General features: G+C 70.9%; 18 protein-coding genes, 1 rRNA gene and 2 pseudogenes. 5 read left to right on the top strand and 16 right to left on the bottom strand.

Annotation, left to right across the window (positions count from 1 at the left end):
* Positions 1–275 precede the first annotated feature (275 nt).
* On the bottom strand, positions 276–1,337 hold the full coding sequence (locus ACYVF7_RS14785; protein WP_460339846.1) for a LacI family DNA-binding transcriptional regulator: 1,062 nt from the start codon (positions 1,335–1,337) through the stop codon (positions 276–278).
* Positions 1,338–1,430: 93 nt separating this feature from the next.
* Here ACYVF7_RS14785 and ACYVF7_RS14780 point away from each other — a divergent pair, with 93 nt between their 5' ends.
* Complete coding sequence (locus ACYVF7_RS14780; RefSeq protein ID WP_460339844.1) at positions 1,431–1,631, top strand: hypothetical protein; 201 nt, start codon at positions 1,431–1,433, stop codon at positions 1,629–1,631.
* Positions 1,632–1,853: 222 nt separating this feature from the next.
* On the opposite strand, the gene ACYVF7_RS14775 is transcribed toward ACYVF7_RS14780, so the two are convergent.
* The 11 genes and pseudogenes from ACYVF7_RS14775 to ACYVF7_RS14725 form a co-directional block, all read right to left on the bottom strand.
* The gene (locus tag ACYVF7_RS14775; protein WP_460339842.1) at positions 1,854–3,776 is read right to left on the bottom strand and encodes a TIGR03960 family B12-binding radical SAM protein; all 1,923 of its coding nucleotides are present in this window, start codon (positions 3,774–3,776) and stop codon (positions 1,854–1,856) included.
* Positions 3,777–3,931: 155 nt separating this feature from the next.
* Positions 3,932–5,094: pseudogene (gene rodA / locus ACYVF7_RS14770) on the bottom strand (rod shape-determining protein RodA).
* Between the two features lie 21 nt (positions 5,095–5,115).
* A complete protein-coding gene (mrdA, locus tag ACYVF7_RS14765) occupies positions 5,116–7,320 on the bottom strand; it encodes a penicillin-binding protein 2 (protein ID WP_460339840.1) in 2,205 nt (734 codons plus the stop codon).
* A gap of 12 nt (positions 7,321–7,332) precedes the next feature.
* The gene (mreD, locus tag ACYVF7_RS14760) at positions 7,333–7,878 is read right to left on the bottom strand and encodes a rod shape-determining protein MreD (RefSeq protein WP_460339838.1); all 546 of its coding nucleotides are present in this window, start codon (positions 7,876–7,878) and stop codon (positions 7,333–7,335) included.
* 3 nt (positions 7,879–7,881) lie between these two features.
* Complete coding sequence (mreC, locus tag ACYVF7_RS14755; protein ID WP_460339836.1) at positions 7,882–8,904, bottom strand: rod shape-determining protein MreC; 1,023 nt, start codon at positions 8,902–8,904, stop codon at positions 7,882–7,884.
* A gap of 11 nt (positions 8,905–8,915) precedes the next feature.
* A pseudogene (locus ACYVF7_RS14750) lies at positions 8,916–9,945 on the bottom strand (rod shape-determining protein).
* Positions 9,946–10,135: 190 nt separating this feature from the next.
* Positions 10,136–10,546, bottom strand: a complete 411-nt coding sequence (gene ndk / locus ACYVF7_RS14745; protein WP_345442676.1) for a nucleoside-diphosphate kinase — start codon at positions 10,544–10,546, stop codon at positions 10,136–10,138.
* A 107-nt stretch (positions 10,547–10,653) separates the two neighbouring features.
* Positions 10,654–12,087 carry a hypothetical protein gene (locus ACYVF7_RS14740; RefSeq protein WP_460339834.1) on the bottom strand — a complete coding sequence of 478 codons (1,434 nt, stop codon included), beginning with the start codon at positions 12,085–12,087 and terminating at the stop codon, positions 10,654–10,656.
* A gap of 126 nt (positions 12,088–12,213) precedes the next feature.
* On the bottom strand, positions 12,214–12,531 hold the full coding sequence (locus ACYVF7_RS14735; protein WP_460339832.1) for a DUF4233 domain-containing protein: 318 nt from the start codon (positions 12,529–12,531) through the stop codon (positions 12,214–12,216).
* A gap of 52 nt (positions 12,532–12,583) precedes the next feature.
* Positions 12,584–13,939: a bifunctional folylpolyglutamate synthase/dihydrofolate synthase gene (locus ACYVF7_RS14730; protein ID WP_460339830.1), complete on the bottom strand. Its 1,356-nt coding sequence runs from the start codon at positions 13,937–13,939 to the stop codon at positions 12,584–12,586.
* Between the two features lie 66 nt (positions 13,940–14,005).
* A complete protein-coding gene (locus ACYVF7_RS14725) occupies positions 14,006–15,265 on the bottom strand; it encodes an MFS transporter (protein ID WP_460339829.1) in 1,260 nt (419 codons plus the stop codon).
* A gap of 50 nt (positions 15,266–15,315) precedes the next feature.
* Here ACYVF7_RS14725 and ACYVF7_RS14720 point away from each other — a divergent pair, with 50 nt between their 5' ends.
* Positions 15,316–16,542, top strand: coding sequence for a folylpolyglutamate synthase/dihydrofolate synthase family protein (locus tag ACYVF7_RS14720; RefSeq protein WP_460339827.1), 1,227 nt, complete (start codon positions 15,316–15,318; stop codon positions 16,540–16,542).
* Positions 16,543–16,558: 16 nt separating this feature from the next.
* Here ACYVF7_RS14720 and ACYVF7_RS14715 read toward each other — a convergent pair whose 3' ends face one another.
* Positions 16,559–17,197 (bottom strand): LysE family translocator, encoded by a 639-nt coding sequence (locus ACYVF7_RS14715; RefSeq protein ID WP_460339825.1) that lies wholly within the window; start codon positions 17,195–17,197, stop codon positions 16,559–16,561.
* Between the two features lie 145 nt (positions 17,198–17,342).
* Between ACYVF7_RS14715 and ACYVF7_RS14710 the strand changes: the two genes are divergently transcribed.
* Positions 17,343–18,110 (top strand): phytanoyl-CoA dioxygenase family protein, encoded by a 768-nt coding sequence (locus tag ACYVF7_RS14710; RefSeq protein WP_460339824.1) that lies wholly within the window; start codon positions 17,343–17,345, stop codon positions 18,108–18,110.
* Between the two features lie 6 nt (positions 18,111–18,116).
* Here ACYVF7_RS14710 and ACYVF7_RS14705 read toward each other — a convergent pair whose 3' ends face one another.
* The gene (locus tag ACYVF7_RS14705) at positions 18,117–20,186 is read right to left on the bottom strand and encodes a SpoIIE family protein phosphatase (RefSeq protein WP_460339822.1); all 2,070 of its coding nucleotides are present in this window, start codon (positions 20,184–20,186) and stop codon (positions 18,117–18,119) included.
* 97 nt (positions 20,187–20,283) lie between these two features.
* On the opposite strand from ACYVF7_RS14705, the gene ACYVF7_RS14700 reads away from it, so the two are divergent.
* Positions 20,284–24,153 (top strand): HAMP domain-containing protein, encoded by a 3,870-nt coding sequence (locus ACYVF7_RS14700; RefSeq protein ID WP_460339820.1) that lies wholly within the window; start codon positions 20,284–20,286, stop codon positions 24,151–24,153.
* A gap of 16 nt (positions 24,154–24,169) precedes the next feature.
* Positions 24,170–24,787: a response regulator gene (locus ACYVF7_RS14695; protein WP_460339818.1), complete on the top strand. Its 618-nt coding sequence runs from the start codon at positions 24,170–24,172 to the stop codon at positions 24,785–24,787.
* Positions 24,788–24,876: 89 nt separating this feature from the next.
* On the opposite strand, the gene ACYVF7_RS14690 is transcribed toward ACYVF7_RS14695, so the two are convergent.
* Together ACYVF7_RS14690 and rrf are read right to left on the bottom strand one after the other, a co-directional pair.
* Positions 24,877–26,007: an erythromycin esterase family protein gene (locus ACYVF7_RS14690; RefSeq protein ID WP_460339816.1), complete on the bottom strand. Its 1,131-nt coding sequence runs from the start codon at positions 26,005–26,007 to the stop codon at positions 24,877–24,879.
* 218 nt (positions 26,008–26,225) lie between these two features.
* Positions 26,226–26,342, bottom strand: a 5S ribosomal RNA gene (rrf, locus tag ACYVF7_RS14685).
* Positions 26,343–26,416: the final 74 nt, after the last annotated feature.

Raw genomic sequence — 26,416 nt, 5'->3', positions numbered from 1 at the left:
TGCGCGTCGTTCAGAGGCGTCTCGACGACGTACGGCGCGCGTAGCGCCCACCTCACGCTCCGCGTCGTTCAGAGGCGTCTCGACGACGTACGGCGCGCGTAGCGCCCACCTCACGCTCCGCGTCGTTCAGAGGCGTCTCGACGACGTACGGCGCTCGTAACGCCCACGTCACGCTCCGCATCGTTCGGAGGTGCCTCACGGCGCCGTACAGCGCCGATAGAGCCCACTCCGCTCAGGGGCACCTCACGACGATGTACGGCGGCGGTGGAGCCGCGTCACGCTCCGGCGCCGGACGGCGGCGCGGTCGTACGGCGGACGACGAGATCGGTCTCCATGAGCACGCAGGGGGCGGTGTCACTCCGGGCCGGCTGGAGGAGCAGGCGCCCCGCCGTGGTGCCCTTCTCGGTGATCGGCTGGCGCACGGTGGTCAGGCCGGCCGGCGCAGCCGCGGGCACGTCGTCGAAACCGATCACCGACAGGTCCCGTGGGACCTCGATCCCCCGTTGCGCCGCGACGTCGAGGACGGCGAAGGCGACCTCGTCGGTCGGGGCCAGGACGACCGTCGGCCGCGGGTCCGCGTCGAGGAGGCGGGCGGCGGCCTGACGGGCGAGTTCTCGGTCGTTCGGCGTCCGGCCCACGGCGACCTCGTTCCAGGCCAGGCCGGCGGCCTCGCAGGCGTCCCGGTAGCCGGCCAGCCGGGCCCGGCCCGCCCCGAACCGGAGATCTCCCGGCCGATCCAGGTCCAGCCAGTCGCGGTTGGTACGGCCGGCGACGGGCTGCACGCCCAGCACGGCGACCCGCCGGTGCCCGAGACCGAGGGCGTGCTCGGCCGCCCGGCGGGCGGCGGCCCGGTCGTCGATCCCCACGAACGGCACGCCCTCGACATACGGATAGTCCACGGTGACCACCGGGAGACGACGGCGCAGGACCGTCTCGACGAGCGGGTGTCCTTCGGGCGAGAAGAGACAGAAGCCGTCCACCACCGCGTCGCCGATCACCTCTTCGGCGGCGTCCGGGGAGGGCCACCCGATGAGATGGACCCCGGTGCCCGACTGCTCCGCGACGCTCGCCAGGCCCCGCAGGAAGCCGACGGCGTACGAGTCGGCGAAGGCGTACGACAGGGCCTCGGTGAAGATCACCCCGATCACGCCCGCCCGGCCGCGCCGCAGTGTGCGCGCCGCCGGATGGGGGCCGGGGTAGCCGAGCTCGCTCGCCACCTCCAGGATCCGCCGGCGCAACTCCTCGTTGAGCTGGTCGGGCCTGGAGAAGGCGTTGGACACAGTCGTACGCGAGACGCCGACCCGATCGGCGATCGTTTGTAGTGTGACGCGCTCCACGAGACGAACCCTAGTTCTGAATTGATTAAGAAGCGATCAGGACGTACTCTCGAAGAGGTAACTGAATCGATCAAGTGATCAAGAGAGGAAGAGATGACTCCGCTTCAGGTCGTCACCTTCATCGCCGCGCAGGAGAAGGGCCGCGAGCTCGCCCAGTCGGCGCTCCCCAACGCCCCCAAGATCCCCTACGTGCCCGTCGAGCCCCGCACGCCGGTCGTCCGCACCGCCCTGGCGACACTGCTCCGTCGAACCGCCGACCGGGTAGACCCCCGCCTGGAGCCGTCAGTGGGATGATCGATCATCGAGCATGTCCGGCGGACGACGGCACCGGACAGCGCAGCACAAACCGATCCGGCGGGCCCCCACGGGGACCCGCCGGATCTCTTGTTTCCCTGCTCTATGGCGCTCGCTCCGCGAGCGCGGGAGCGGTCGCCCAATGCGCCGTCTTCCCTCGTCGCTCTGGTCGCTTCGCTCCCGGCGCTCCTCAGTCCAGACGACGCACGCCCGCTCCGGGGGTCAGACGACCGTGAGGGGGAGCAGCTTCTTGCCCGTCGGGCCGATCTGGATCTCGGTGTCCATGGTCGGGCAGACGCCGCAGTCGTAGCAGGGCGTCCACCGGCAGTCCTCGACCTCGGTCTCGTCGAGGGAGTCCTGCCAGTCCTGCCACAGCCACTCGCGATCGAGACCGGCGTCAAGGTGGTCCCAGGGCAGCACCTCGACCTCGTCCCGCTCCCGGATGGTGTACCAGTCCAGGTCGACCGGCTCGTCGGCCAGCGCCTTCTCCGCGCAGGCCGTCCAGCGCTGGTACGAGAAGTGCTCGCTCCACCCGTCGAAGCGGCCGCCGTCCTCCCAGACCGCCTGGATGATCTTTCCGACGCGACGGTCACCGCGCGACAGCAGGCCCTCGATGATCGACGGCTGGCCGTCGTGGTAGCGCAGGCCGATCGCCCGGCCGTACTCCTTGTCGCGGCGCAGCGCGTCCTTGAGCGCGCGCAGGCGGCGGTCGACGGTCTCGTGGTCGCACTGCGCGGCCCACTGGAACGGCGTGTGCGGCTTCGGGACGAACCCGCCGATCGACACGGTGCAGCGGATGTCACGCCGGCCGGTGGCCTGCCGGCCCGCCTGGATGACCCGCCGGGCCATGTCGGCGATCGCGAGGACGTCCTCGTCCTCCTCGGTGGGCAGCCCGCACATGAAGTACAGCTTGACCTGCCGCCAGCCGTTCTCGTACGCCGTCGTGACCGTGCGGATCAGGTCGTCCTCGCTGACCATCTTGTTGATGACCTTGCGCATCCGCTCGGACCCGCCCTCCGGGGCGAACGTCAGGCCGGACCGGCGCCCGCCGCGGGAGAACTCGTTGGCGAGGGTGATGTTGAAGGCGTCCACGCGGGTCGACGGCAGTGACAACGACGTGTTCGTGCCCTCGTAGCGGTCGCCCAGTCCCTTGGCGACGTCGGCGATCTCAGAGTGGTCGGCGCTGGACAGGCTGAGCAGGCCGACCTCCTGGAAGCCGGACTCCTTCAGCCCGGTCTCGACCATCTTCCCGATCGTCGTGATCGAACGCTCGCGCACCGGCCGGGTGATCATCCCGGCCTGGCAGAAGCGGCAGCCGCGCGTGCAGCCGCGGAAGATCTCGACGCTGTAGCGCTCGTGCACCGTCTCGGCCAGCGGGACGAGGGGCTTCTTCGGGTACGGCCAGCTGTCGAGGTCCATGACCGTGTGCTTCGCCACCCGCCACGGCACGCCCGGACGGCCCGGCGCGACGCGCTGGATCCGGCCGTCCGGCAGGTAGCTCACGTCGTAGAACTTCGGGACGTAGACGCCGCCGGACCGCGCCAGCCGCATCAGCAGCTCGTCTCGCCCGCCGGGACTCCCCTCGCCCTTCCACTCGCGGATCACCTCGGTGACCGCCAGGACGATCTCCTCGCCGTCGCCCAGCACCGCCGCGTCGAGGAAGTCGGCGATCGGCTCGGGGTTGAACGCCGCGTGCCCGCCGGCCATCACGATCGGATGCTCGTCGGAGCGATCGGTCGCCCGCAGCGGGATCCCGGCCAGGTCCAGGGCGGTCAGCAGGTTGGTATAGCCGAGCTCGGTGGAGAAGCTCACCCCCAGCACGTCGAACGCGCCCACCGGCCGGTGCGCGTCGACCGTGAACTGCGGGATGCCGTGCTCGCGCATCAGCGCCTCGAGGTCCGGCCACACGCTGTAAGTGCGCTCGGCCAGCACGCCCTCGCGCTCGTTCAGCACCTCGTACAGGATCTGCACGCCCTGGTTGGGCTGACCCACCTCGTACGCGTCGGGGTACATCAGCGCCCAGCGCACGTCGGTGGAATCCCAGTCCTTGACGGTGGAGTTCAGCTCCCCGCCGACATACTGAATCGGCTTTTGCACCTTGGGGAGCAGCGGCTCCAGGCGGGCGAAGAGCGACTCGACGGCCATGACGGAAAGCCTCCGGGAACAGGTATGGGATTCCCCTCACCCTACCGGCGCAGGCCCATCCCCCAGACCGATTACCCGCCACCGGACCGCCCGGGCACACGAGGCATCCAGACGGCCGTTGAGAACTCACAGGCGAAATACGTGGGCCGCTCGGATCACTCGTACGGGTTGTGGCGTAGGTGGACGGTTTGGAGCAGGCCGACGGCGATGAAGTCGGCGAAGGCCGACGAGCCGCCGTACGACACGAAGGGCAGGGGCAGGCCGGTGATCGGCATGATGCCGACGGTCATGCCGATGTTCTCGAACGTCTGGAACGCCAGCCAGCACACGACGCCGGTCGCGACGAGCCCGCCGAACAGGTCGGCGGCCTCGCGGGCGATGCGCAGCCCGCGCCACAGGACCACGCCCAGCAGGGCGATGATCAGCGCGGCGCCGACGAACCCGAGCTCCTCCCCCGCCACCGTGAAGATGAAGTCGGTGTGCTGCTCCGGGACGAAGTGACCGGTGGTCTGCTCGCCGTGGAACAGGCCGTTGCCGAAGACGCCGCCGGAGCCGACGGCGATGCGGGCCTGCTGGGCGTTGTACCCGGCGCCCTGCGGGTCGGCCGTCGGGTCGGCGAAGGCGGTGAACCGGTTGACCTGGTACGGCTTCAGCAGGTGGAACCACCAGACGGCCAGGGCGAGCGCGGCCCCTGAACCGACCAGGCCGCCGACCCACCGCTTCGGCGCTCCGGACATCGCGAGCACGCCGATGATCACGGTGCCGAAGACCAGGGTGGTGCCGAGGTCGGGCTGCAGCATGACGAGGCCGGCGGGCAGTGCCGCGAGTGCCAGGGCGAGCAGGATGTCGCGCCGCCCCGGGCCGACCTCTCCGTCGCGCGGCTCGCCGAGGATCATCGCGAGCAGGACGACCATGCCGACCTTCGCGAACTCCGACGGCTGGATCTGGAACCCGCCGCCGACCACGATCCAGGAGTGGGAGCCGTTGACCGTGGCCCCGAGAGGTGTCAGCACGATGGCCAGGCCGACGCAGGCGGCGGCGTAGACGATCGGCGCGTACGCGCGCAGCAGCCGGTAGTCCAGGGCCGTCGTGACGCCGCCGAGGACGAGCCCGATCGCGACGTTGAGGATGTGCTTGGCCAGGAAGCCTTCGGCGCCGGCCCGGCCGCGCGGGTCGCCGAGAAGACCAGGAGGGAGCCGATCAGCGACAGGGCGAGGACCGCGAGGATCAGCATCCAGTCGAGACGCCGCGCGGGGGAGGCCAGCAGCCGGGCCGGCAGGGACCGCCGCCGGCCGAGCGCTGGGCCGTACTCACTGATCACGCCGCCACCTCACCCCGCTCATCGGCGCCTCCGGTGGTGCGCCTCGACGGGCTCCCGGCCCGCGGCGGGTTGCTCGCCCTTCGGGGACTTCTTGGGCTTCACGGGTTGTTCGTTCTCCGCCTTCGAGGTGGCCGTGAAGCCCGGTGGGGCCGCGACCGTGCCGTCGGGTGAGAGGGCCGGCAGGCGGTCCGGGACGTTGCCGTCGGGCAGCGCGGCGCTCTGGTCCTTCCCGAGGCCGTACATGCCCTCCCAGATCTGCCGGACGGCCGGCGCGGCCGTGGTGGCGCCCGTGCCGGCCTGGGTAACCATGGCCACGACGACGTAGCGCGGCTTCTTCGCCGGGGCGAACGACGCGAACCACGACGTGTCCTTCTTGCCGTACACCTCGGCGGTGCCGGTCTTGCCGGCGACGGCCAGCTTGTCGAAGGGGAAGCCGGTGAAGGCGCCGGCGGCGGTACCCGATTTGGGCACCTCGGTGAGCGCGCTCCTGATGTAGGCGAGCACCTTCGGGTCGACCGGCAGACGTGCGGCCTTCACCGGGTCGATGCGGCGGGCGACGGAGCCGTCCGGCGCCAGGACGGCCTTGCCGACGCGCGGGCTCCACAGCGTGCCGCCGTTGGCGAGCGCGGCGTACGCCCGGGCGAGCTGCAGCGGCGTGACCAGCACGTCGCCCTGGCCGACGGAGAAGTTGGCGGCGTCACCGGCGCGGAAGACGTACCCGTCGACGCAGTTCTCCGAGGAGATCGCCTTGAGGTACGCCGCCCGTGCCGGGTCGGTCTTGGCGACCTCCGGATAGCCGGTCTTGGCGCGCTTGCAGTCGGTCTTCTTGGTGTCGTTCCAGTAGCCGAGCTTCCAGCCACGGTCCGGGATGCGGCCCGAGGCCTCGCCGGGCAGGTCGATGCCGGTGCGCTTGCCGAAGCCGTACGCCCTGGCCATCTTCATCATGGGGTCTTTGGGGTTCTTCACCGGGTGTATGGCGCCGTCGCGCTGCCATTCCTCGTAGGCGAACCGGTAGAAGATCGTGTCGCAGGACATGACGAGCGCCTGGTGCAGGCTGATGTCCCCGCCCGACTCGCCCTCGAAGTTGCGGAACGCCCGGGCGCCGACCATGTACGAGGACGGGCAGGGGTAGATGCCGTGCAGGGAGTAGCCGTCCTTGACGGCGGCCGGCAGCGAGGAGATCTTGAACGTCGATCCGGGCGCGAACTGACCGTCGGTGGCCCGGGAGATCAGCGGCTGGCCGTGCGCCTTGCTGAGCAGCCCGTCGTACTCGTCCTGGGAGATGCCGCCCGTCCAGACGGTGGGGTCGTAGGTCGGGAGGCTGGCGAGCGCGATGACGCGCCCGGTGCGGACGTCCAGGACCACGCTCGCGGCCGAGTCGGCCGGCGTGCCGCGGTGGCGGGCGTCCTTGACCGCTTGGCCCAGGGCCGCCTCGACGATGCCCTGCACCTTGGCGTCGATGCTGGTGACGAGGGTGCCGCCGCCGACCGGGGGCTGTTCGGAGGCGATGCCGGTGACGCGCCCGCGGCTGTCGACGAGGACCTTGCGGTCGCCTGGGGCGCCGCGCAGGTCGCTGTCGTAGATCGCCTCCAGGCCGTCGCGGCCGATCAGGTCGACACCGCTGAACCCGGTGACCTTCAGGCCCTTGCGCCTGTTCAGCTCGTCCTGGGTGATCGGCTGGAGGTATCCGAGGGCCTGCGCGGCGGTGGCGCCGTCGGTGCGGGGATAGTCGCGCACCGGCTCGAGCTGGGCGGTCACGCCGGGGAAGTCCTCCTGGCGCTCCATGATCTGCAGGGCCTTGCGGGAGTCGACGCGGTCGTCGATCGGAATGGGCTGGTACGGGGAGCCGGACCAGCAGGGCCGTTTGATCCCCGGGCCGCACAGCCGGATCTTCAGCGCGATCTGCTCGTACGGCGTGCCGAGCAGGGTCGCCAGACGCCGCAGCGTCTCCTTGCCGCCGTCGTCCTGGCGGGCGAGCGCCGTCCGGTCGACGGAGACGACCAGGGCGGTCCGGTTGCGTACGAGCGGCCGTCCGACGTCGTCGAGGATCTGGCCCCGGACCGCGGGCACGACGATGTCGCGGATGCGGTTGTCGGCGGCGACCTTCTTGTAGTGCGCGCCGTTCATCACCTGCAGGTACCAGAGCCGCCCGCCGAGCGACAGCAGCAGTGACATGACGAGCACGTGCAGCACGACGAGCCGTACGTGCGAGCGCGGGCCCAATTCTCTTCCCTCCTATCGTGCCCGGTAGAAGCCGGGAACCGCGTCTAGTCCGCCGGGGCCGCGCTCGTGTTCGGCCCTCCGGGTCAGACGCAGCACGACCCAGACCACGAACGGGCTGGCGATCACGTCGTACAGCACCTGGATCGGCAGCAGGTGGGAGACCACCGGCCAGCGGGTGCGCGGGTCGCCGAGCATCATCCCCACCATGGCGTACAGGACCGATCCGGCGAGCGCGCCGGCGGCCACCGCGACGAACGGCAGCACGGGTGATCGCTCCATCTCGTCGGCCGCCAGGCCGCAGATGTAGCCGATCAGGCAGTAGACGAACGCGTAGCGCCCGATCGTGTGGTCGGCGGGCGGCACGATGTCGGTGGTCAGCCCGGCGAAGAATCCGGTGACCAGGCCCGTCATCGAGCCGTTGACCAGCGCGAGCGCCACCACGGCCAAGAGCACGAGGTCGGGGCTGACCGAGCCGGGCAGCGGCAGCCGGTTGGCGACCGTCACCTGCAGCAGCAGCGCGGCGGCGATGACGATCGTGGCCTGGACGTTGCGCGACATGGATCAACCTCGCGGCGTGCGAGACCTGCGCGGCCTCGGTGAGTCGGTGGGTTCGGTGGACTCGGTGGACTCGGACGACTGGGCGCTCGGCGCGGCCGGCGGCGACGACGGCGGCGGACTGGACGCCTTGGGCGGCGGAGCCGGCGCGGAGGCGGAGGCGGTCGGTTTCGGCGGCAGCACCGCGTCACGGGGGTTCTTCTTCGGCGGCGCGACGACGACGCCGACGACGTCGAGGCCGGTGAAGTGCGTGTACGGGCTGACGATGGCGGTGCGGGTGAGTGAGCCGGGCGTCCGCTCGATCCGCGTGACGGTGCCGATCGGCACCCCGGGGACGTACGGCCGGTCGCCCTGCGAGCCGAAGGAGACGATCCGCTGGCCCGGCTTGACCTCCACGGTGGAGTCCAGGAGCTCGAAGGTGAGGGACGAGCCGCTGCGCCGGCCGGTGCCCCGGACGACGCCGATCTCGCCCGATCCCTCGAGCCGGCCGCCGACCGCCGACGCCGCGTCGGTGGCCAGCAGCACGGTCGAGGTCGTGGGCCCGACCTGCGTGATCCGCCCGACCAGGCCGTCTCCGGTGATCACCGACATGTCCGTGCGGACGCCGTCCGTACTGCCCGCGTCGATGGAGACGGTCTCCTCGACGCCCTCGCCGGCCGAGATGACCTGGGCGGCGACGATGCGGTAGCGGCCGAGTCCGGCGGTGCCGAGCAGCCGGTTGAGTTGATCGGCGCGGGTCTTGTCGATCTGCTGGGAGCGGAGTTGTTCGCGGAGCCGCTGGTTCTCGCGTTCGAGCCGGTTGATGCGCCGGTGCGCGTCCGGGCTGCCGAGGACGGTGTCGAACGCGTGCCCGACCGGGGTCACGACGGCGGCCGCCGCGCCCTCGATCGGCCCGAAGATCGCCTCACCGAAGGAGCGCAGCCCGCGCAGCGGCGAATGATCGCCCCCGCGGTAGTCGACGGTGATCATGGCCAAGGAGATCAGCAGCAGGATCCCGAGGACGGCGCGGGTTCGCCGGGTGTCGTTCACCGGCAGATTCCCTAACGTCGTGGTTCGGGCACGAGGACCTGTCGCAGTGCCTCGAAGTCCTCGACGCACTTCCCGGATCCGAGGACGACCGAGTCGAGTGGGTTGTCGACCATATGTATCGGCATGCCGGTCTCTTCCCGGAGCCGTTCGTCGATGTTCTTCAGGAGGGCGCCGCCACCGGTGAGGGCGATGCCGCGGTCCATGATGTCGCCGGACAGCTCGGGCGGGCACTTGTCGAGCGTGGTCTTGACGGCGTCGACGACCGAGTTGACCGGCTCCTCGATGGCGCGGCGGATCTCCTCGGCGGAGATCACGATCGTCTTGGGCAGGCCGCTGACGAGGTCGCGCCCGCGGATCTCCGCATGGGGCTCGTCGCCGAAGGGGTACGCCGAGCCGATGGCCATCTTGATCTCCTCGGCGGTGCGCTCCCCGAGCATCAGGGAGTACTCCTTCTTGGCGTAGGAGATGATCGCCTGGTCGAGTTCGTCGCCGCCCACCCGGATCGACTGGCTGGTCACGATGCCGCCAAGGGAGATGATCGCAACCTCGGTGGTGCCGCCGCCGATGTCGACGACCATGTTGCCCGTCGGCTCGTGGACGGGCAGCCCCGCGCCGATCGCGGCGGCCATGGGCTCCTCGATGATGTACACCCGCCGCGCCGGCCTGGTAGCCGGCCTCCTTCACGGCGCGCTGCTCAACACCGGTGATGCCGCTGGGCACGGCCACAACGATCCGCGGTTTGGCGAAATGTCTGCGTTTGTGCACCTTCTGGATGAAGTAGCGCAGCATGCGTTCGGTGACGTCGAAGTCGGCGATGACACCGTCCTTGAGCGGACGCACCGCGACGATGTTGCCAGGAGTACGGCCGATCATCCGCTTGGCCTCGATGCCCACCGCCACGATCTTGCCCGTGTTGGTGTTGATCGCCACGACCGACGGCTCGTTCAGAACGATGCCCCGACCGCGCACATAGACCAGGGTGTTCGCCGTACCCAGATCGACTGCCATGTCACGGCCCAGGAACGACAGCTTGTTACCCATGAAGAAAGGGAGCCCTTCCGGATTGGCGGGCGTGCGGAACGCATTCTCATGGTAACGCGAGAGATCCCGGTTGACGCAGACCCAGCCCCGCGCGTCGTGATCCGGGTCAGGCCGGCCGGTCGGGTTTGTTACCTGGGAAAACAAACGCGCGGGCCGACGTCGTCGGGCCCGCGCGGTTATGCGACCAATGTCAGAAAAGGTCGGGGAAGAACAGCTTGATCTCGCGCTCCGCCGAGGCGGCGGAGTCGGAGCCGTGGACGATGTTCTCCTGGATCTCCAACGCATGATCGCCACGGATGGTTCCCGGGGCGGAGGCGACCGGGTCGGTCGCGCCGGCCAGGGCCCGGAACGCCTCGACCGCGCGCGGCCCCTCGACCACCATGGCGACGAGCGGACCGCCGGTGATGAACTCGACGAGCGAGCCGAAGAACGGCCTCTCGCGGTGCTCCTCGTAGTGCGTCTCGGCGACCTCGCGGTCCAGCGTGCGGAGCTCGAGGGCGACGATCTTGAGGCCCTTGCGCTCGATGCGCGCGATGACGTCGCCGACGAGGCCGCGGCGTACGCCGTCGGGCTTGACGAGGACAAGACTGCGTTCGGACACGGATGATTCTCCTTGGTTGCCTGTTTGCGCGGGCCGCGGCGAGAGATCGCCGGCTGGCCGTGTTACCGCAGGTCGCCACGGCCGGGCCGCCGCATATCGGTGCGATCTTACCTGGCGGGCAGGGCGGCTCCGTCCGGATCGGCGGGGCCGGCGGCCGATGGTTGCGCACGGCTGCGGCTCACCCACGCGGTCACGGCCGCGAGGATCACCAGGAGGACGCCGGCCGCCACGAGCCACAGCCGGTACGCCGCGGTGAGTGCGTACAGCGCCGCCATCGGTCCCCCACCGGCCTTGGTGACGGCGCCGACCTTGGCGACCTGCAGCGGCCCCACGACGAGATGACCGCCGAGCACCGCGGGAAAGCACAGCGACAGGCCGAACAGGCCCGGGCCGAGGTCGGTGTGGCCCAGCGCGGCCCCGACCGCCAGGCCCGTTCCCGCCCCCAGGGCGCACAGGGGCACCAGCAGGGTCCACTGGTTCGCCGTCGCGCCCATGGTGAGGAGCAGGAAGATCGCGACGATGCCGAGGCCGTACCCGCACAGCACCGCGCCGCGGCCGGCGCCCCGCCCGAGCGCGCCGGCCGGCAGCGCGGCGACCAGCGCGCCCGCCCCTCCCGCCACGAAGGCCGTCAGGGGCACGGCCCGGCCGCCGACCAGCCCGGCCAGCGGACCGGTCACCGGCATGGTCAGCAGACCGGCGGCCAGCATGACGACGGCGTAGCCGAGCGGGCTGCCGGTGACCGCGTCGCGCGAGCCGACGACGGCCAGGCCGAGCAACCCGGCGATCCCGCACGCCGCCAGGAGCAGTTGCGCGCCCGGCGACCAGTCGTAGGTCGTGACCACCGCGAGGAACGCGAACCCCGCGGCCGGGACGGCGGGCAGCAGCAACTGGACGCGCTCCCCGCGCGACGGGGACGGCGGGACGTGCTTGTGGCCCGATCGCGTCCGCAGCAGGCCGAGCAGCGCGGCGCCGACCAGCGCGATCGCGCCCAGCCACCAGTACGGGCGGAGGATCGCCCGCCAGTCCACCCCGTCCGGGTTCGACGCGGCCGTCACGGCCAGCGCGAGCGGCGTGGCGAGCAGGAGCGACGCCACGAGGGTGCCGGCCCACACGGCGGGCGCCGCCCGGCACTCCCGCCGCTCCCGGGCGAGCGCGAGCGTCGCGGGCAGGACGACCCCGCCGCCCGCCCCTTCGGCCACGCGCACGGCGCCGATCAGGGCGATCGACGTGGCGTGCGCCGAGAGCGCCTGGGCGGCGAGCAGGACGGCCAGCCCGGCGAAGAGCACGAGCCAGGCGGGCACCCGGCGGACGATCGCGGCCGCCGCCGGGGTGACGAGCAGTAAGGCGGGCAGCGCCAGGCCGCAGGCGCGGACGAACCCGGCCGCCTCGCCGTTCGACAGGCCGAGGTCGCGCACCGCCTGCGGCATCACGTAGGAGGCCGTGTCGGGCAGGGCGACCACGGCGGCGGGGAGCGCCGTGGCGATGACGACGAGCCGCACGGTGAATCCCGCGGCGTCGCGTTTCCCGGGGGGCGTGGGCATCCGGAATCTCCTCAGGAGATCGTCGTTCCCGCCGCCATCCGGATGGTCGCTTTATGTTAAATGTCGATTTTTTGGCGTTTAACCGGATTGAAAAGGCGGGAGGATGGGAAAAGGCCACCCGCGAGATTAGCGCGGCTGCGCCCCTTCCACCCGGCGACCGACCCAAATCGACGCCACCCACAGCGCACCGAATATGACACCGAGGAAGAACATCACCGGAACCACGAAACCGGTCGCTATCACTAGAACTTGGAGCAAGGTGCCCGCGATGTAGGCCCACTGGTACCGCAGCAGCCCGGCGATCAGCAGCCCGGCGACGGCCAACACGCCTCCCACGGTCCCGGCCGTGGTCGCGTCCGCGTGCACCACCGAGATCGCCACCGGGATCGCCAGCAACGTCACCACCGCCTGCAGGGTGAGCATGACCGCGCACAGCCGCCTCATGCGTCACCCGCCTGAACGACACGGACGACGGCCACCGCCGCCGTGCGGGCGGTCACTCGGCCGCCCTCAGGAGGACGCGGGCGTCGCCCGCCGTCGTGACCGACCCGGTGATGAGCAGGCCCGCGCCGGCGAACTCCCCCGACTCGTCGGCCAGCGTGATGCCCTGGTCGATGGCGTCGTCCAGCCGGGGCACCAGGTGCACCCGGTCCTCGCCGAAGACGTCGCGCGCCACCTCCGCCAGCTCGTTCGCGGGCATGCCCCGGGGAGAGGAGTTGCGGGTGACGATCACCTCGTCCAGCACCGGCTCGAGCTCCTCGAGCACGCCGGCCACGTCCTTGTCTGCCATCACCGCCAGGACGCCGACCAGCCGGGTGAACCCGAACTCCTCCGTCAGCGCGGAGACGCTCGCGGCCATGCCGGCCGGGTTGTGCGCGGCGTCGACCAGCACCGTCGGCCCGGTCCGTACGACCTCCAGCCGGCCCGGCGAGGTGGCGTTCACGAACGCCTGCCGCACCAGCTCCGGATCGAGCTGGTCGCTGTCGGTCTCCGACTCGCCCGTGGCGCGGCCGCGCGCGAACGCCTCCACCGCCGCCAGCGCGCACGCCGCGTTGCTCGCCTGGTGCGCGCCGAAGAACGGCAGGAACACCTCGTCGTACACGCCGTGCAGCCCCTGCAGCCGGACCAGTTGCCCGCCGACCGCCAGCTCACGGCCCAGCACGCCGAACTCCAGCCCCTCACGCGCGACGGTCGCGCCGACCTCGTCGGCGCGCCGCATCAGCACCTGCGCGGCCCCGACCGGCTGCTGGGCGAGGACGGCGATCGCGCCGGGCTTGATGATCCCGGACTTCTCCGCCGCGATCTCCTCCACCGTGGCGCCGAGCCAGCGGGTGTGGTCGAGGCCGATCGGGGTGACCACCGCCACCGCCCCGTCGGCGACGTTCGTGGCGTCCCAGGTGCCGCCCATGCCGACCTCGACGACGGCGACGTCGACCGGCGCGTCCGCGAACGCGGCGTACGCCATCGCGGTCAGCGTCTCGAAGAACGACACCTTCACGTCGTGCTTCGCGTCGGTCATCTCCAGAAACGGCAGGACGTCCTCGTACAGCTCGGCGAACCGCTGCTCGCTCACCGGCGCGCCGTCGATCGTGATCCGCTCTCGCATCGAATGCAGCTCGGGGCTGGTGTACAGGCCGACCCGCAGCCCCCGCTCGCGCATCAGCGCCTCGATCATCCGGGCCGTGCTCGACTTGCCGTTCGTCCCGGTGATGTGGATGACGGGGTACGCCCGCTGCGGCGACCCGAGAACGTCCGCCAGATCACGCATCCGGTCCAGTGTCGGATCGATGTCCCATTCGACCCCCCGGGCCCTGATGCCCTTGACGGCCTCCTCATACCTGGTCGCACTCACGCCAGCAGCCTACTAACGCCCGGCTCCCCCCGCCGCCGCCCCGGCCCCGTAGCCCGCCGCGGCGCGTCACTGTGCGGGCTGTGCGTGAGGAACGGGTGCTGTGACCTGGGCGGTCGTCCGGCGCAGGTGTGGGGAGCACAGGCCGCCCAGCCCCGTGAGCGTGACGGCGGCAGCGCAGAGAGTCAGGGGAAGTGCGGGACCCGTGGCCGCCGCGAGGTTGCCCAGGGCGTTGTTCATCACCAGCAGGGCGGTGCTCTGGACCAGGGTCAGCAGTGCCTGCAGACGTGACAGGTGGGAGTCGGGAGTCGTGGCGAGCACAAGAGGTGCGATGTGGGTGCTGAACAGGCCGGACCCGAGCCCGATGACCAGAGAGCCGCCCGCCGCCACGATCGGCGACGGTGAAAGGCCGAGGAGAGCCGTTCCGCAGCCGCCGACGATCAGCCCGAGGGCCGCGGTCCGGCCTGGCCGCTCGCCGCCGCCTCTGCCCGCGACGAGGACGGCGACGCCGATGATCCCGAGGCTCTGCGTCGCCGCGAGGAGGCCAGCCGCGTCCGGTCCCCATCCGTGGTGGCGGGCGAGAAGGGGCATCAGCAGCGAAATGACGGGCAGCAACGCTCCGGCCGCAGCCGCCACCAGGAGGAGGGCGGCGCGGAGGACCGGGTTTCGCCATGCGACCTGGAGCCCGTCGGCGACGTCCCGGAGGGTGCCCTTCCGAGTGGCGGATGCCGGGAGCTCCTGGGTCGGCCGGATCGTCGTCAACACCCAGAAGACGATCCCGAAGGTCGCCGCGTCGAAGAGCGCGGCTCCTGGGAGATCCACGGCTGCGACGATGAGGCCGCCCAGTGAACCACCCGCCAGGGCGACCACCTGACCGCCCGTCTGTCGCAGGGCGAGAGCCTTCGGCAGTCTGTCCGATCCGACCAGTCGTCTGGGCATGGATCCGGATGCCGGCAGATAGAAGGCGTCCACCGCCCCGATCAGCAGTCCCGCGGTGATCAGCAGCCAGGTCGTCGTCCCCCATCGGAAGGCGACCAGGGCCAGCAGCACCGTCACGGCGATCATCGTGCTGTCGCCGATCAACATGATCTTCCGGACGCCGAACCGGTCCCCGACGGCGCCGCCGATCAGCAGCAGCGACGCTCGTGGCAGGTTGATCGCGGTCAGCACCAGTGCGGCGACGGACCCGCCGTGGGCGGACGCCGTCCAGCCCAGCGCGAAGTAGAGGACCGCGTCGCCGAGCATGGAGGCCAGCACCCCGGACAGCCAGACGATGTAGGTGCGGGGCAGCCCGTCCCGGCGAGACGACGGCGCTTCGGAAGGCGTCACGGCCGGCCACCGTAGGGGAAGGCACCGACAAGCCTGGCTATCGTCGAGACGTGACGGAGGCCTTCTACGCGGAGTGGGATCGGCGCGGGCCGGGAGCCCGGCGCAGCGTCGGGCGTGCGCGCCTGCTCGCCCGCGCACTCGGCCTGGACGTCGCAGGAGCGCCGGTGCTCGCGGTGGTGGGGTCGAAGGGCAAGGGCACGGCCGCGACGTACGCCTCCGCGTGTCTCGCCGCCGCCGGATGCCGCGTGGTCACGGTCACCAGCCCGGCCCTGCGCGGGGACCGGGAACGCATCCGGGTCGACGGCACGGCGATCTCCGCCGACGCCCTGGACCGGCTCGGCCGGCGCATCCGTGACGCGACGGCCTCCCTGCCGGAGATCCGGAGCGGCGAGGGCTACCTGTCGCCGAGCGGCCTGTTCACGCTGGCCGGCGTGCTGCACGCCCAGGCCGCCGGGGCCGACGTGATCGTGCTGGAGGCGGGCATGGGCGGGATCTCCGATGAGGTGAGCCTCTTCCCGCCGGACGTCCTCGCGATCACCGAGGTCTTCGCCGAGCACGTCGGCGTGCTCGGCGACTCCCCCGCCGAGATCGCGAAGGACAAGGCCGGCGTCGTGACCGCCGCCGCGTCCGCCGTCCTCTCACTCCCGCAGAGCCCGGCGGTGACCGAGGCGATCGTCTCGACCGTCGCGGACCGTACCGGCGGCCGCGTGAAGCCGGAAGTGATCGCCGCGAGCGGCATCCCGGCCGACCTGATGCCGACCGGCCATGGACGCCGGAACGCCGAGCTGGGCCTCGTCGCCGCCGACCGCCTCCTCGAGGCGATCGGACGCCCCCGGTCCTCCCCGGACCGGTTGAACCGGGTCCTCGCCTCCGTACGCCTGCCCGGCCGCCTGTCCTGGCACCACGTCGCCGGTACGGACACCACGCTGCTCGTCGACTCGGCGATCGACCGGTCCGGCGCCGCGACCGCCCTCGCCGAGGCGTACCGCCGCTGGGACCGCATCGATCACGTCCTCGCCTGCCTGCCGGACCACAAGGACGTCGCCGGCGTCGCCGCCGCGCTGGCCGGCCTGCCCGTGACCTACGTGCGGATGCCGAGCCATCAGCACCTGAGCTTCACGCACCCGGTACCCGGGCACGTCGTCGACGACACGGAGCTGAGCCGCAGACACCTCGCCGACCTCGGCCGGCGGGTTCTCGCGCTCGGAACGGTGTACTTCGTCGGCCGGCTGCTCGATCTCGCCGACGCGGACACGGAACGCCTCTTCGACCTCTGATCCCCGGCCCGGCCGGTCAGGGGCGGCTGGTGAGCATCAGTCGGCAGCCGAGCGCGGTCAGGACGGCTCCGACGACGCCGTCGAGGACCGGTTCGAAGTAGCGGCGTCCGATCAGGCGGGTCGTGCGATGGGCGGCCGCGGCGTAGACGCACTGGCCGGTCAGGTTCGCCGTCGCCGCGATCAGCGCGAGGCCGATGATGACCGGCGTGGCGGCCACTCCGTGCGCAGTCACGAACTGGGGAAGCAGCGCCGTGAAGAACGCCGCCGCCTTGGGATTGAGCAGATTGGTGATCAGTCCCTGCCGGAAGAGCGTCCTCGTCGAGACCTCCGGCCGGGCGTCGGGGCCGATCGCGGGCCTGGCACGGTCCCGGACGGCCCGCCAGATCATGCGGACTCCCAGGTAGCAGAGGTACACCGCGCCGGCGAGCCGGACGACGACGAAGACCTCCGCGGAGGCCGCCAGCACGGCGGCGATCCCCAGGGAGGCGGCCAGGCCCCACAGCAGGAGTCCGGCGGCGCTCCCCGTGCCGGTACGCACACCGGCCGACCAGCCGTGCCGTACCGCGTTGCGCAGGACCAGCGCCGTATCGGGTCCCGGTGTGGCAGTGATCAACACCACCACGCCCATGTACGCCAGGAACGCGTTACCCGTCATGGGTCGGATGGTACTGCGCGGTACTCGGATGCTCCCGGGGTCCGATGCCGAGAACGCGGCACGCGCCAGGGCACCGGCACGGTACGAACGGCTGCCCGGAAAACCGGATGCCATTCCATCCCCGCCATGGCCAGAATGCCGTCTCATGGCTGACGCGATGGTCGACCGGTTCGTACGGGACGGGTTCGTGAAGATCGAGCAGGCGTTCCCGGACCGTACGGCGCGGGATTGCGCGGCGCTGCTGTGGGCGGAGACCGGGTTCGACCCCGACGACCCCGCGACGTGGGTGAAGCCGGTGCACCGGGTCGGGGACATGGCGGCCGAGCCGTTCGTCGAGGCGGCGAACACGCCGGTCCTGCACGACGCGTTCGACCGGCTGGTCGGGCCGGGGCGCTGGGTGCCGCGCCGGTCGCTGGGGACGTTCCCGCTGCGGTTCCCGCACGAGGAGGAGCCGGACGACGCGGGCTGGCACATCGAGTCGAGCTACTCGGGCGACGGCGTCTCGTGGGCGCACGCGAACCTGCGGTCGAAGGACCGCGCGCTGCTGATGCTGTTCCTGTTCAGCGAGGTCGGGGAGGCCGACTCGCCGACCCGGATCCGCGTCGGCTCGCACCTGGACGTGCCGCCGGTCCTCGAGCCGTACGGCGAAGAGGGCGTCTCGATCTTCGAGGTCGCCGCGCGGGTGGAGGCGGCCTCGGCGCACCGTCCGCTCGCGTACGCGACGGGGCGGCCCGGCGACGTCTACCTGTGCCACCCGTTCCTCGTGCACGCCGGGCAGCCGCACCACGGGCGCCGGCCCCGGTTCATGGCGCAGCCGCCGCTGCACCCCGCCGTCCCGTACGCGCTGGAGCGCACCGACGGCGCCTACTCCCCCGTCGAGATCACGATTCGCGAGGGTCTGCACCGGAACTGACCCGGCTCACTCCTCGACGCGCAGGACGATCAGGGCCATGTCGTCGTGGGAGGGCTCGACGGAGAAGCCGCGGACCGCGCGCATGACCTTGGCCCCCACGGTGCCGGCGTTGAGGTCGACGCAGCCCTCGAGGATGCGTTCCAGCCCGCCGTCGTCGCCGAGGAGCTGCTTGCCGCGCCGCCGCTCGGTCACCCCGTCGGTGAAGCCCATCAGGAGGTACCCCGGCTTGAGGATCTCCGTCCGCACGGTGAACGTCGCGTCCGGGAAGACGCCCAGCATCAGGTCGGACTCCTCCTCGGACTTCACGACGCCGCTCGGACTCAGGAACAGCGGCGGCGGGTGCCCGGCCGTGGCGTACGTCACGCGGAACCGGCCTTCGCCGAGATCCTCCAGCTCGCCGTGCAGGAGGGTGAGGAACCGAGCGCGGGTGCCCTCTTCCAGGATCAGCGCGTTGAGGCGTTCGAGGACCTCGGGGATGGAGTGGTTCTCGCGGCCGAGGATGCGCAGGGCCTGCCGTGCGAGGCCGGTGACGGCCGCGGCCTCCGGGCCGGTGCCGCACACGTCGCCGATGGCGAAACGCCAGCGGGTGCCGACGTCGAAGACGTCGTAGAAGTCGCCGCCGACCTCGCTGTGCTCGCCCGCCGGTTCGTACACGACGGCGACGTCCAGGCCGGGGACCGTCGGGATCTCGGGCGGGAGGAGGCTGCGCTGGAGCGTGCGGCTCATGTCCGCCTGCTCCTCGTACAGCCGGGCGTTGTCGATGGCGAGGGCGGCCCGGCCCGCGAGGTCCTCGGTCAGCTCGAGCGCGTCGCGGGTGAAGCGGGCGCCCTTCGGGCCGCCGACGACCAGCATGCCGATCTTGCGGCCCCGCGCGAGCAGCGGGAAGACGTGGGCGACGTCGCCGGTGACGCGGTGCGCGGTCTCGGGCAGGTCGCCGGACGGCGCGATCACGAACCCCTCCCACGGCCCGGGCTCGGCGGGCGGTGCCGCGGGCGGCAGCTGCTCGAGCAGGGTGCGCAGATCGGCGACCATGGTCTCGTCGGCGTGCCAGGCGTACGCCGGGGACGCCAGGCCGGTGTCGCGGACCGTGAACACCGCGCACCAGGTGGCCAGGCGCGGCACGATCAGCTGGGCGACGAGGGCCATGGTCATCTGCTGGTCGAGGGTGCCGGCCAGCATGCTGCTCGCCTCGGCGAGGAACCCGAGCCAGCCCCGGCGGGCGCGCTCCAGCTCCATGAGGCGGGCGCGCTCCATCGACGGCGCCTGCCGGTCGGCGATCTCCTGGAGGCGCTCGACGTCCTCTTCGATGAAGTGCCCCGGGTCGCGAGAGGCCGCGATCAGCAGTCCGATCGCCCGCCCGTCGACCGTGAACGGCGCGGTGACGAGCGACCGGATCCCGGCTGCCTGCAGGGCGGGGAGGTTGTACGGGCTGCCGCCCAGGTCGGCGTAGACCCCCCGGCCGCCGACCGGGGCGCCCTCGAGGCCGATCTCCAGCGCGGCGCCCTCGGGCCGTACGCCCGCGGTGGCCCGGAGGCTGAGCTCGGCGTCGTCGTCGGCGAGCAGGACGTAGACGCAGTCCGCGCCGAGAATGTCCTGGGCGGCCTGCGCGGTGCGCTGGGCGAGCTGGTCGACGGTGGGGCGGGCGGCCTGCGGCGCTGAGACGATCTCCTCGGGGGACGGGGGCGGCGGCGGGTGCTCCGCGGCGCCGATGCCGGGCACGGTGAACCAGACGTTCTTACTGCCCTGGCCGTACGTCACGCCCCAGGAGGTCGCGAGCGTCTCGGGGAACAGCAGGCCGCGGCCGCTCACCTGATCGCCGGGCACCGGCACGCGCCGGGCCTGATGCCGGTCGTGCACCTCGATCCTGACCTGTCCGCCGACGAGCTCGCAGACCACCTCTACCTCGGTGCCCGCATGGACGATAGCGTTCGTAACCAGTTCGCTGGTGAGTAGCATGGCGTCATCCACGTCATCGACGCCCCAGCCACGAAGTGTCCCTCCGACAAAACGCCGAGCGGCCGCGACAGAGGCGACCTCCGGCGGGAAGGTCGTGTACGTCTTTGCGTTCTTCTCCACGGCCACTTGGATTCGTCTCGGGGATGCAGGACGCTGCCATCGTGGCAGACCCCCTGGGTGGACTGTACATACCCGCGGGAAGGCTAGGAGGAAATCAATGCCTCGAGGCACGTCCCATGCGCCGACCCGCGCCCGATACGCGGAGACCGAGCTACGGTCGGTGCTCGACGCGCTCAGCGCTCTGCGCGACGGCGACTTCGACGTGCGACTCGATCCCTCGGGTGACGACATCCTGGCTGAGATCGCCGGTGTCTTCAACGAGGTTCAGGAACGCGCGTCGCATCTGACCGGCGAGCTCGTACGCGTCCAGCGTGAGGTTCGCCACGAGGGCCGGATCGACGAGCGGCTGAGAGCGGACGGCGAGGGCGCCTGGGCGACGGGCAACGCCTCCGCCAACGCGCTGATCGACACGCTCGTTCAGTCGACGACCGCGATGGCGCGGGTCGTCGACGCGGTCGCGGACGGCGACCTGAGCCAGCGCATCGAGCTCGATACCGGCACCCGCCCCTGGCGCGGCGAGCTGCTGCGCATGGGCTCGGGCGTCAACCGGATGGTGGAGCACCTCGACGAGTTCGCGGCAGAGGTGACGCAGCTGGCCCGGGAGGTCGGCGCGGAGGGCCGGCTGGGCGGGCAGGCCACGCCGCGGGAGATGTCCGGCCGATGGCGCGACGTCACCGGGGCGGTCAACGCGATGGCGAGCCGGCTGACCGGGCAGGTCCGCGACATCGCCCTCGTCACCACGGCGGTCGCGCGCGGCGACCTGACGCGCAAGGTGACGGTCGAGGCGACGGGTGAGCTGCTGGAGCTCAAGGAGACCGTCAACACGATGGTCGACCAGCTCTCCTCGTTCGCGGACGAGGTGACCCGGGTGGCCCGCGAGGTGGGCACGGAGGGCCGCCTGGGCGGCCAGGCCCGCGTCAGCGGCGTCAGCGGGGTCTGGAAGGACCTCACCGACAACGTCAACTCCATGGCGGGGAACCTCACCGGCCAGGTTCGGAACATCGCGCAGGTCGCCACGTCAGTGGCCAACGGCGACCTGTCCAAGAAGATCACCGTTGACGCCCAGGGCGAGATCCTCCAGCTCAAGGACACCCTCAACACGATGGTCGACCAGCTGTCGGCCTTCGCGAACGAGGTCACCCGGGTGGCCCGCGAGGTGGGCACGGAGGGCCGCCTCGGAGGTCAGGCCCGCGTCAGCGGCGTCAGCGGGGTCTGGAAGGACCTCACCGACAACGTCAACTCCATGGCCGGCAACCTCACCGGCCAGGTCCGCAACATCGCGCAGGTCGCCACGTCCGTCGCGGGCGGCGACCTGTCCAAGAAGATCACCGTCGACGCCCAGGGCGAGATCCTCCAGCTCAAGGACACTCTCAACACCATGGTCGACCGGCTGTCCTCGTTCGCCGACGAGGTGACGCGGGTCGCCCGTGAGGTCGGTACGGAGGGCCGCCTGGGTGGGCGCGCCAAGGTCGGCGGGGTCAGCGGGGTCTGGAAGGACCTCACCGACAACGTCAACTCCATGGCGGACAACCTGACCAGCCAGGTCCGCAACATCGCCCAGGTCACCACGTCCGTCGCCAACGGCGACCTCACCAAGAAGATCGACGTCGACGCCCAGGGCGAGATCCTCGAGCTGAAGACGACGATCAACACGATGGTGGATCAGCTGTCGGCGTTCGCCGGTGAGGTCACGCGTGTCGCGCGTGAGGTGGGCAGCGAGGGCCGCCTCGGCGGCCAGGCCGAGGTCGAGGGCGTGTCCGGCACGTGGAAGCGCCTCACCGAAAGCGTCAACGAGCTCGCCAGCAACCTGACCACGCAGGTCCGCGCGATCGCGTCGGTGGCGAGCGCGGTCGCGCGCGGCGACCTCACCGGATCGGTCTCGGTCGAGGCCCGCGGCGAGGTCGCCGAGCTCAAGGACAACGTCAACCTGATGGTGGCGAACCTCCGCGAGACCACCCGCGCCAACCAGCAGCAGGACTGGCTGAAGACCAACCTCGCCCGCATCGCCGGGCTGATGCAGGGCCACCGTGACCTCATGGAGGTCGCCCGACTGATCATGAGCGAGGTCACGCCGCTGTCCTCCGCCCAGTACGGCGCGTTCTACCTGGTGGAGGAGCCCGAGGACGGCGAGCCCGAGCTCGTGCTCAAGACCGGGTACGGCCTCAGCCAGGACAAGATCGACAGTGTGCGGTTCCACTTCGGCGACAGCCTCGTGGGGCAGGCCGCCCTGCAGCACAGGCCGATCCTGATCCACGACCTGCCACCCGGCTACATCAAGATCGGTACGGGCCTGGGCCAGGCGTCGCCGGTCAACCTGATCGTGCTGCCGATCCTGTTCGAGAACCGCGTGCTCGGCGCTATCGAGCTGGCCTCGTTCAGCCCGTTCAGCGAGGTCCACCTGGCGTTCTTCGACCAGTTCGTCGAGACGATCGGTGTGACGATCAACACGATCACCGCCAACTCCCGTACCGAGGCCCTGCTGGGCGAGTCCCAGCGGCTCACCGGGGAGCTACAGGACCGTTCCAGTGAGCTGCAGCGCCAGCAGGAGGAGCTGCGCCGGTCCAACGCCGAGCTGGAAGAGAAGGCGGCGCTGCTGGCCAAGCAGAACCGCGCGATCGAGATGCAGAACTTCCAGATCGAGCAGGCCCGCCGCACCCTGGAGGAGCGCGCCGAACAGCTCGCCCAGTCCTCCCGCTACAAGTCCGAGTTCCTCACCAACATGTCGCACGAGCTGCGAACGCCGCTCAACAGCCTGCTGGTGCTGGCCAAGCTCCTGGCCGGAAACCCGGACAAGAACCTCACGCCCAAGCAGGTCGAGCTGATCAAGACGATCTACGAATCGGGCAGCGACCTGCTCCGGCTGATCAACGACATCCTCGACCTGTCCAAGGTCGAGGCGGGAAAGATGGACCTCGTCCCACAGCAGGTGGCCCTCGCCGACGTCGTCGACTTCGTCGACGCGAACTTCCGGCCGCTGGCCGTCGACAAGGGCCTGAGCTTCGACGTGTACGCCGAGCCCGGCCTGCCCGAGCACCTCTTCACCGACGAGCAGCGGCTCCAGCAGGTGCTGCGCAACCTCCTGTCGAACGCGGTGAAGTTCACCTCCTCCGGCGAGGTGCGGCTGACCATCCGGCGGGCGGAGGGAGTGGAGTTCACCGACCCGGTCCTGGCCCGTACGCCCGACGTCCTCGGGTTCGCGGTCACTGACACCGGCATCGGCATCGACGACCACAACCTGCGGGCGATCTTCGAGGCCTTCCAGCAGGCCGACGGCACGACTAGCCGGCGGTACGGCGGCACCGGCCTCGGGCTGTCCATCAGCCGCGACATCGCCCAACTGCTCGGCGGAGAGATCCACGTGGCCAGCCGCCCCGGCGAGGGCAGCACGTTCACGTTCTTCATGCCGGCCCGCTACCTCGAGGGCCGCGAGGGCTCCTCCACGCCCGTACGGGAGAAGGAGAGGCGCCGGCCGCAGCCTGGCCTGCCGCGGCCGGCCACGGCCGTCGAGGCGACGTTCGAGGCGTCGTTCGAGCCTCCCGCAGCGGACGACGCGTTCGAGGCGACGCCGATCGACGACGAGGTGCTGTCCGGCCGCAAGATCCTCATCGTCGACGACGACGTGCGCAACATCTTCGCGCTGACCTGTGTGCTCGAGCAGTACGGTATCGAGGTGCTGTACGCCGAGAACGGCCGTGAGGGCATCGACACACTCGACCGCAACGAGGACGTCGACCTGGTCCTCATGGACGTGATGATGCCCGAGCTCGACGGCTACGCCACGACCGAGGCCATCCGGCGGATGCCGCAGTTCGCCGACCTGCCGATCATCGCCCTCACGGCCAAGGCCATGAAGGGCGATCGAGAGAAGAGCATCGAGTCGGGCGCATCGGACTATGTACCCAAGCCTGTCGACGCCGACCACCTTCTTGACATCATGAGAGCGTGGCTGAGTCGGCCACGCAACTGATGGAGGGCTGACACCCGTGGCCGAGAAGGCGAACATTCTTCTGGTCGACGACCGAGAGGAGAACCTCGTCGCGCTTGAAGCGATCCTCTCTTCACTTGATCAGAACATGATGCGTGCGCGTTCGGGGGAAGAGGCTCTACGAGCCTTGCTGACGAACGAGTTCGCGGTGATCCTTCTCGATATCGTCATGCCCGGAATGGACGGCTTCGAGATCGCCCGCGCGATCAAACGGCGCCGGAAGACGCGCGAGGTCCCGATCATCTTCCTGACCGCCGCGGACGCGGATCCGGACTACGCGTTCCGGGGGTACGCCGCGGGGGCGGTCGACTACATCTCCAAGCCGTTCGACCCGTGGGTGCTGCGGACGAAGGTCTCGGTCTTCGTGGAGCTCTACCGGAAGAACCAGCAGCTGCGCGAGCAGTCGGAGCTGTTGCGCACGCAGTTCGCGGCGGCGCCGTCCGAGGAGCTCGCCGCAGAGCTCCAGCGGCGCGTCGCGGCGGTGGAGGAGCAGCTCGGCACACTCGCCCCGTTCGCAGCCCAGGACGAGGAGGCCGCCAAGGTGGTGGCAACGCTCGAACAGCGCGTCGAGGAGCTACGGACCGCGGTCGACACCCTCCGGCCCAAGGCCTCCTGACCGTCGAGGCCCGTGGCACCGCGCCGCTCGGCAGGCGAGGTGTCACGCGGCCGTCGGGGCGCGCACGGTGCTACGCGGTCCGGCGTGGTTCAGGCGGGTGGGACCGGCCGGGAGGAGCTCGAGACCGCCACGTAGGCCAGTCCGTCGTAGTCCTCGGCCGGTTCGACCTGGCCGAAGGCGAACCGGTAGCTCCAGCGGGGCACGAGGGCACCGAACGTCCGGGACGGGTAGCGGTCTCGCGCCCACGTACGGACCGCCTCCGGTGCGTCGGCGGTCGCACGCAGGTCGACGAGGTGATCACCTGGCTGCGCGGCCGCGAGTTGTGCCTCGAGGGTCGCTGAGGGAGCGGAGTCGACGGTGTTGGGCACGGGCTCGCGGCCCCTTCTGCTCTGCCATGGACCGGGCCATCCCCGGCGGGCCCGGAAGTCACCACGGCCGAAGAGCAGGCCCAGCGCGTAGTACGCGTCGCCGTACCGCGCGCGCAGGTGACTCCCCATCGTCGGCACCCCGCCGGCGAAGCGGCGCTTCGCGACGTGTCCGTTGTGCGCCCACAGCGCGACCCGTACGGACGGGTCGTCCAGCAGGGCCCCCACCGCGTCGGCCATGTACCGGTCACGCGCGGCGAAGACCGTCTGTTCCGGATCCGCATGCCGCCGTACGCGGGTCACCAGGTCGGCGGCCCTCACGAGGATGGCGGCGTGCCGCATCGCCTCGGTGGCGCCGGGGTCCTGCGTGCGGACGAACTCAAGGAGGTCCTCGGCCTCGCGTACGAGGCGTCGTTCCGGATCGGGGTGCGATCCGGGATAGGCCCTGCCGAGGACGCCGAGCGCGGCGCGCAGGGCGGCGGCACGCTCCGGGGCCGTGTCGCGCAGGAACGCCCCGAGGACCTTGATGGAGGCACCGCACTGCTGTGGGTCGATCCCCACGAAGCCGACCTTGTCGTTCTCCGGCCGACCCTGGTTGTAGGCGCGCATCCACTCGATCATGGCGAGCACCTCCTCGGTGCGCCACGTCCAGAAGCCGAGCCCCGTGAGCACCTCCGCGGCGTTCCCTACGCCGTGACGGACGTAGGCGTCGACGGCCGGCCCGGCGGACGCGCTCGCCTCCATGGCGAACACCGAGAACCCCAGCTCGGTGACCAGGAACTCCAGCAGGCGGTGCTTGAGCTGAAAGAACTCCCGGGTCCCGTGGGTGGCCTCGCCGAGTCCGACCACGCGCACGTCCTGAAGGACGTCTGTCAGGGGCTGAAGGTCCGTCGTGGGGGCGCCGGCGACAAGGCCGCGTAGCGGCACGGCATTCCGGGCCAACCAACCGGTGACATCACCGGCCGAGGACTCCTCGGTCACCAGTTCCCCTATCCGTTGCCGCGGAAAAGGTCCGGAAACGCAGGAAAGCCCGCCGGCGTGTGGCCTGGCGGGCTTTCCTGATATATGTGAATGTCCGGCGGTGTCCTACTCTCCCACACCGTCTCCAGTGCAGTACCATCGGCGCTGAAGGGCTTAACTTCCGGGTTCGGAATGGGACCGGGTGTTTCCCCTTCGCCAAAACCACCGAAACGCCTTACGGGATTCCGGGGGATGTTCCCGGCCGTGTCCCGGGAACCGCATAGTGAACGCGAACATCTCTTGC

The organism is Actinoallomurus acanthiterrae, from assembly GCF_054775715.1.
This window is presented reverse-complemented; position numbering and strand designations above follow the sequence as displayed.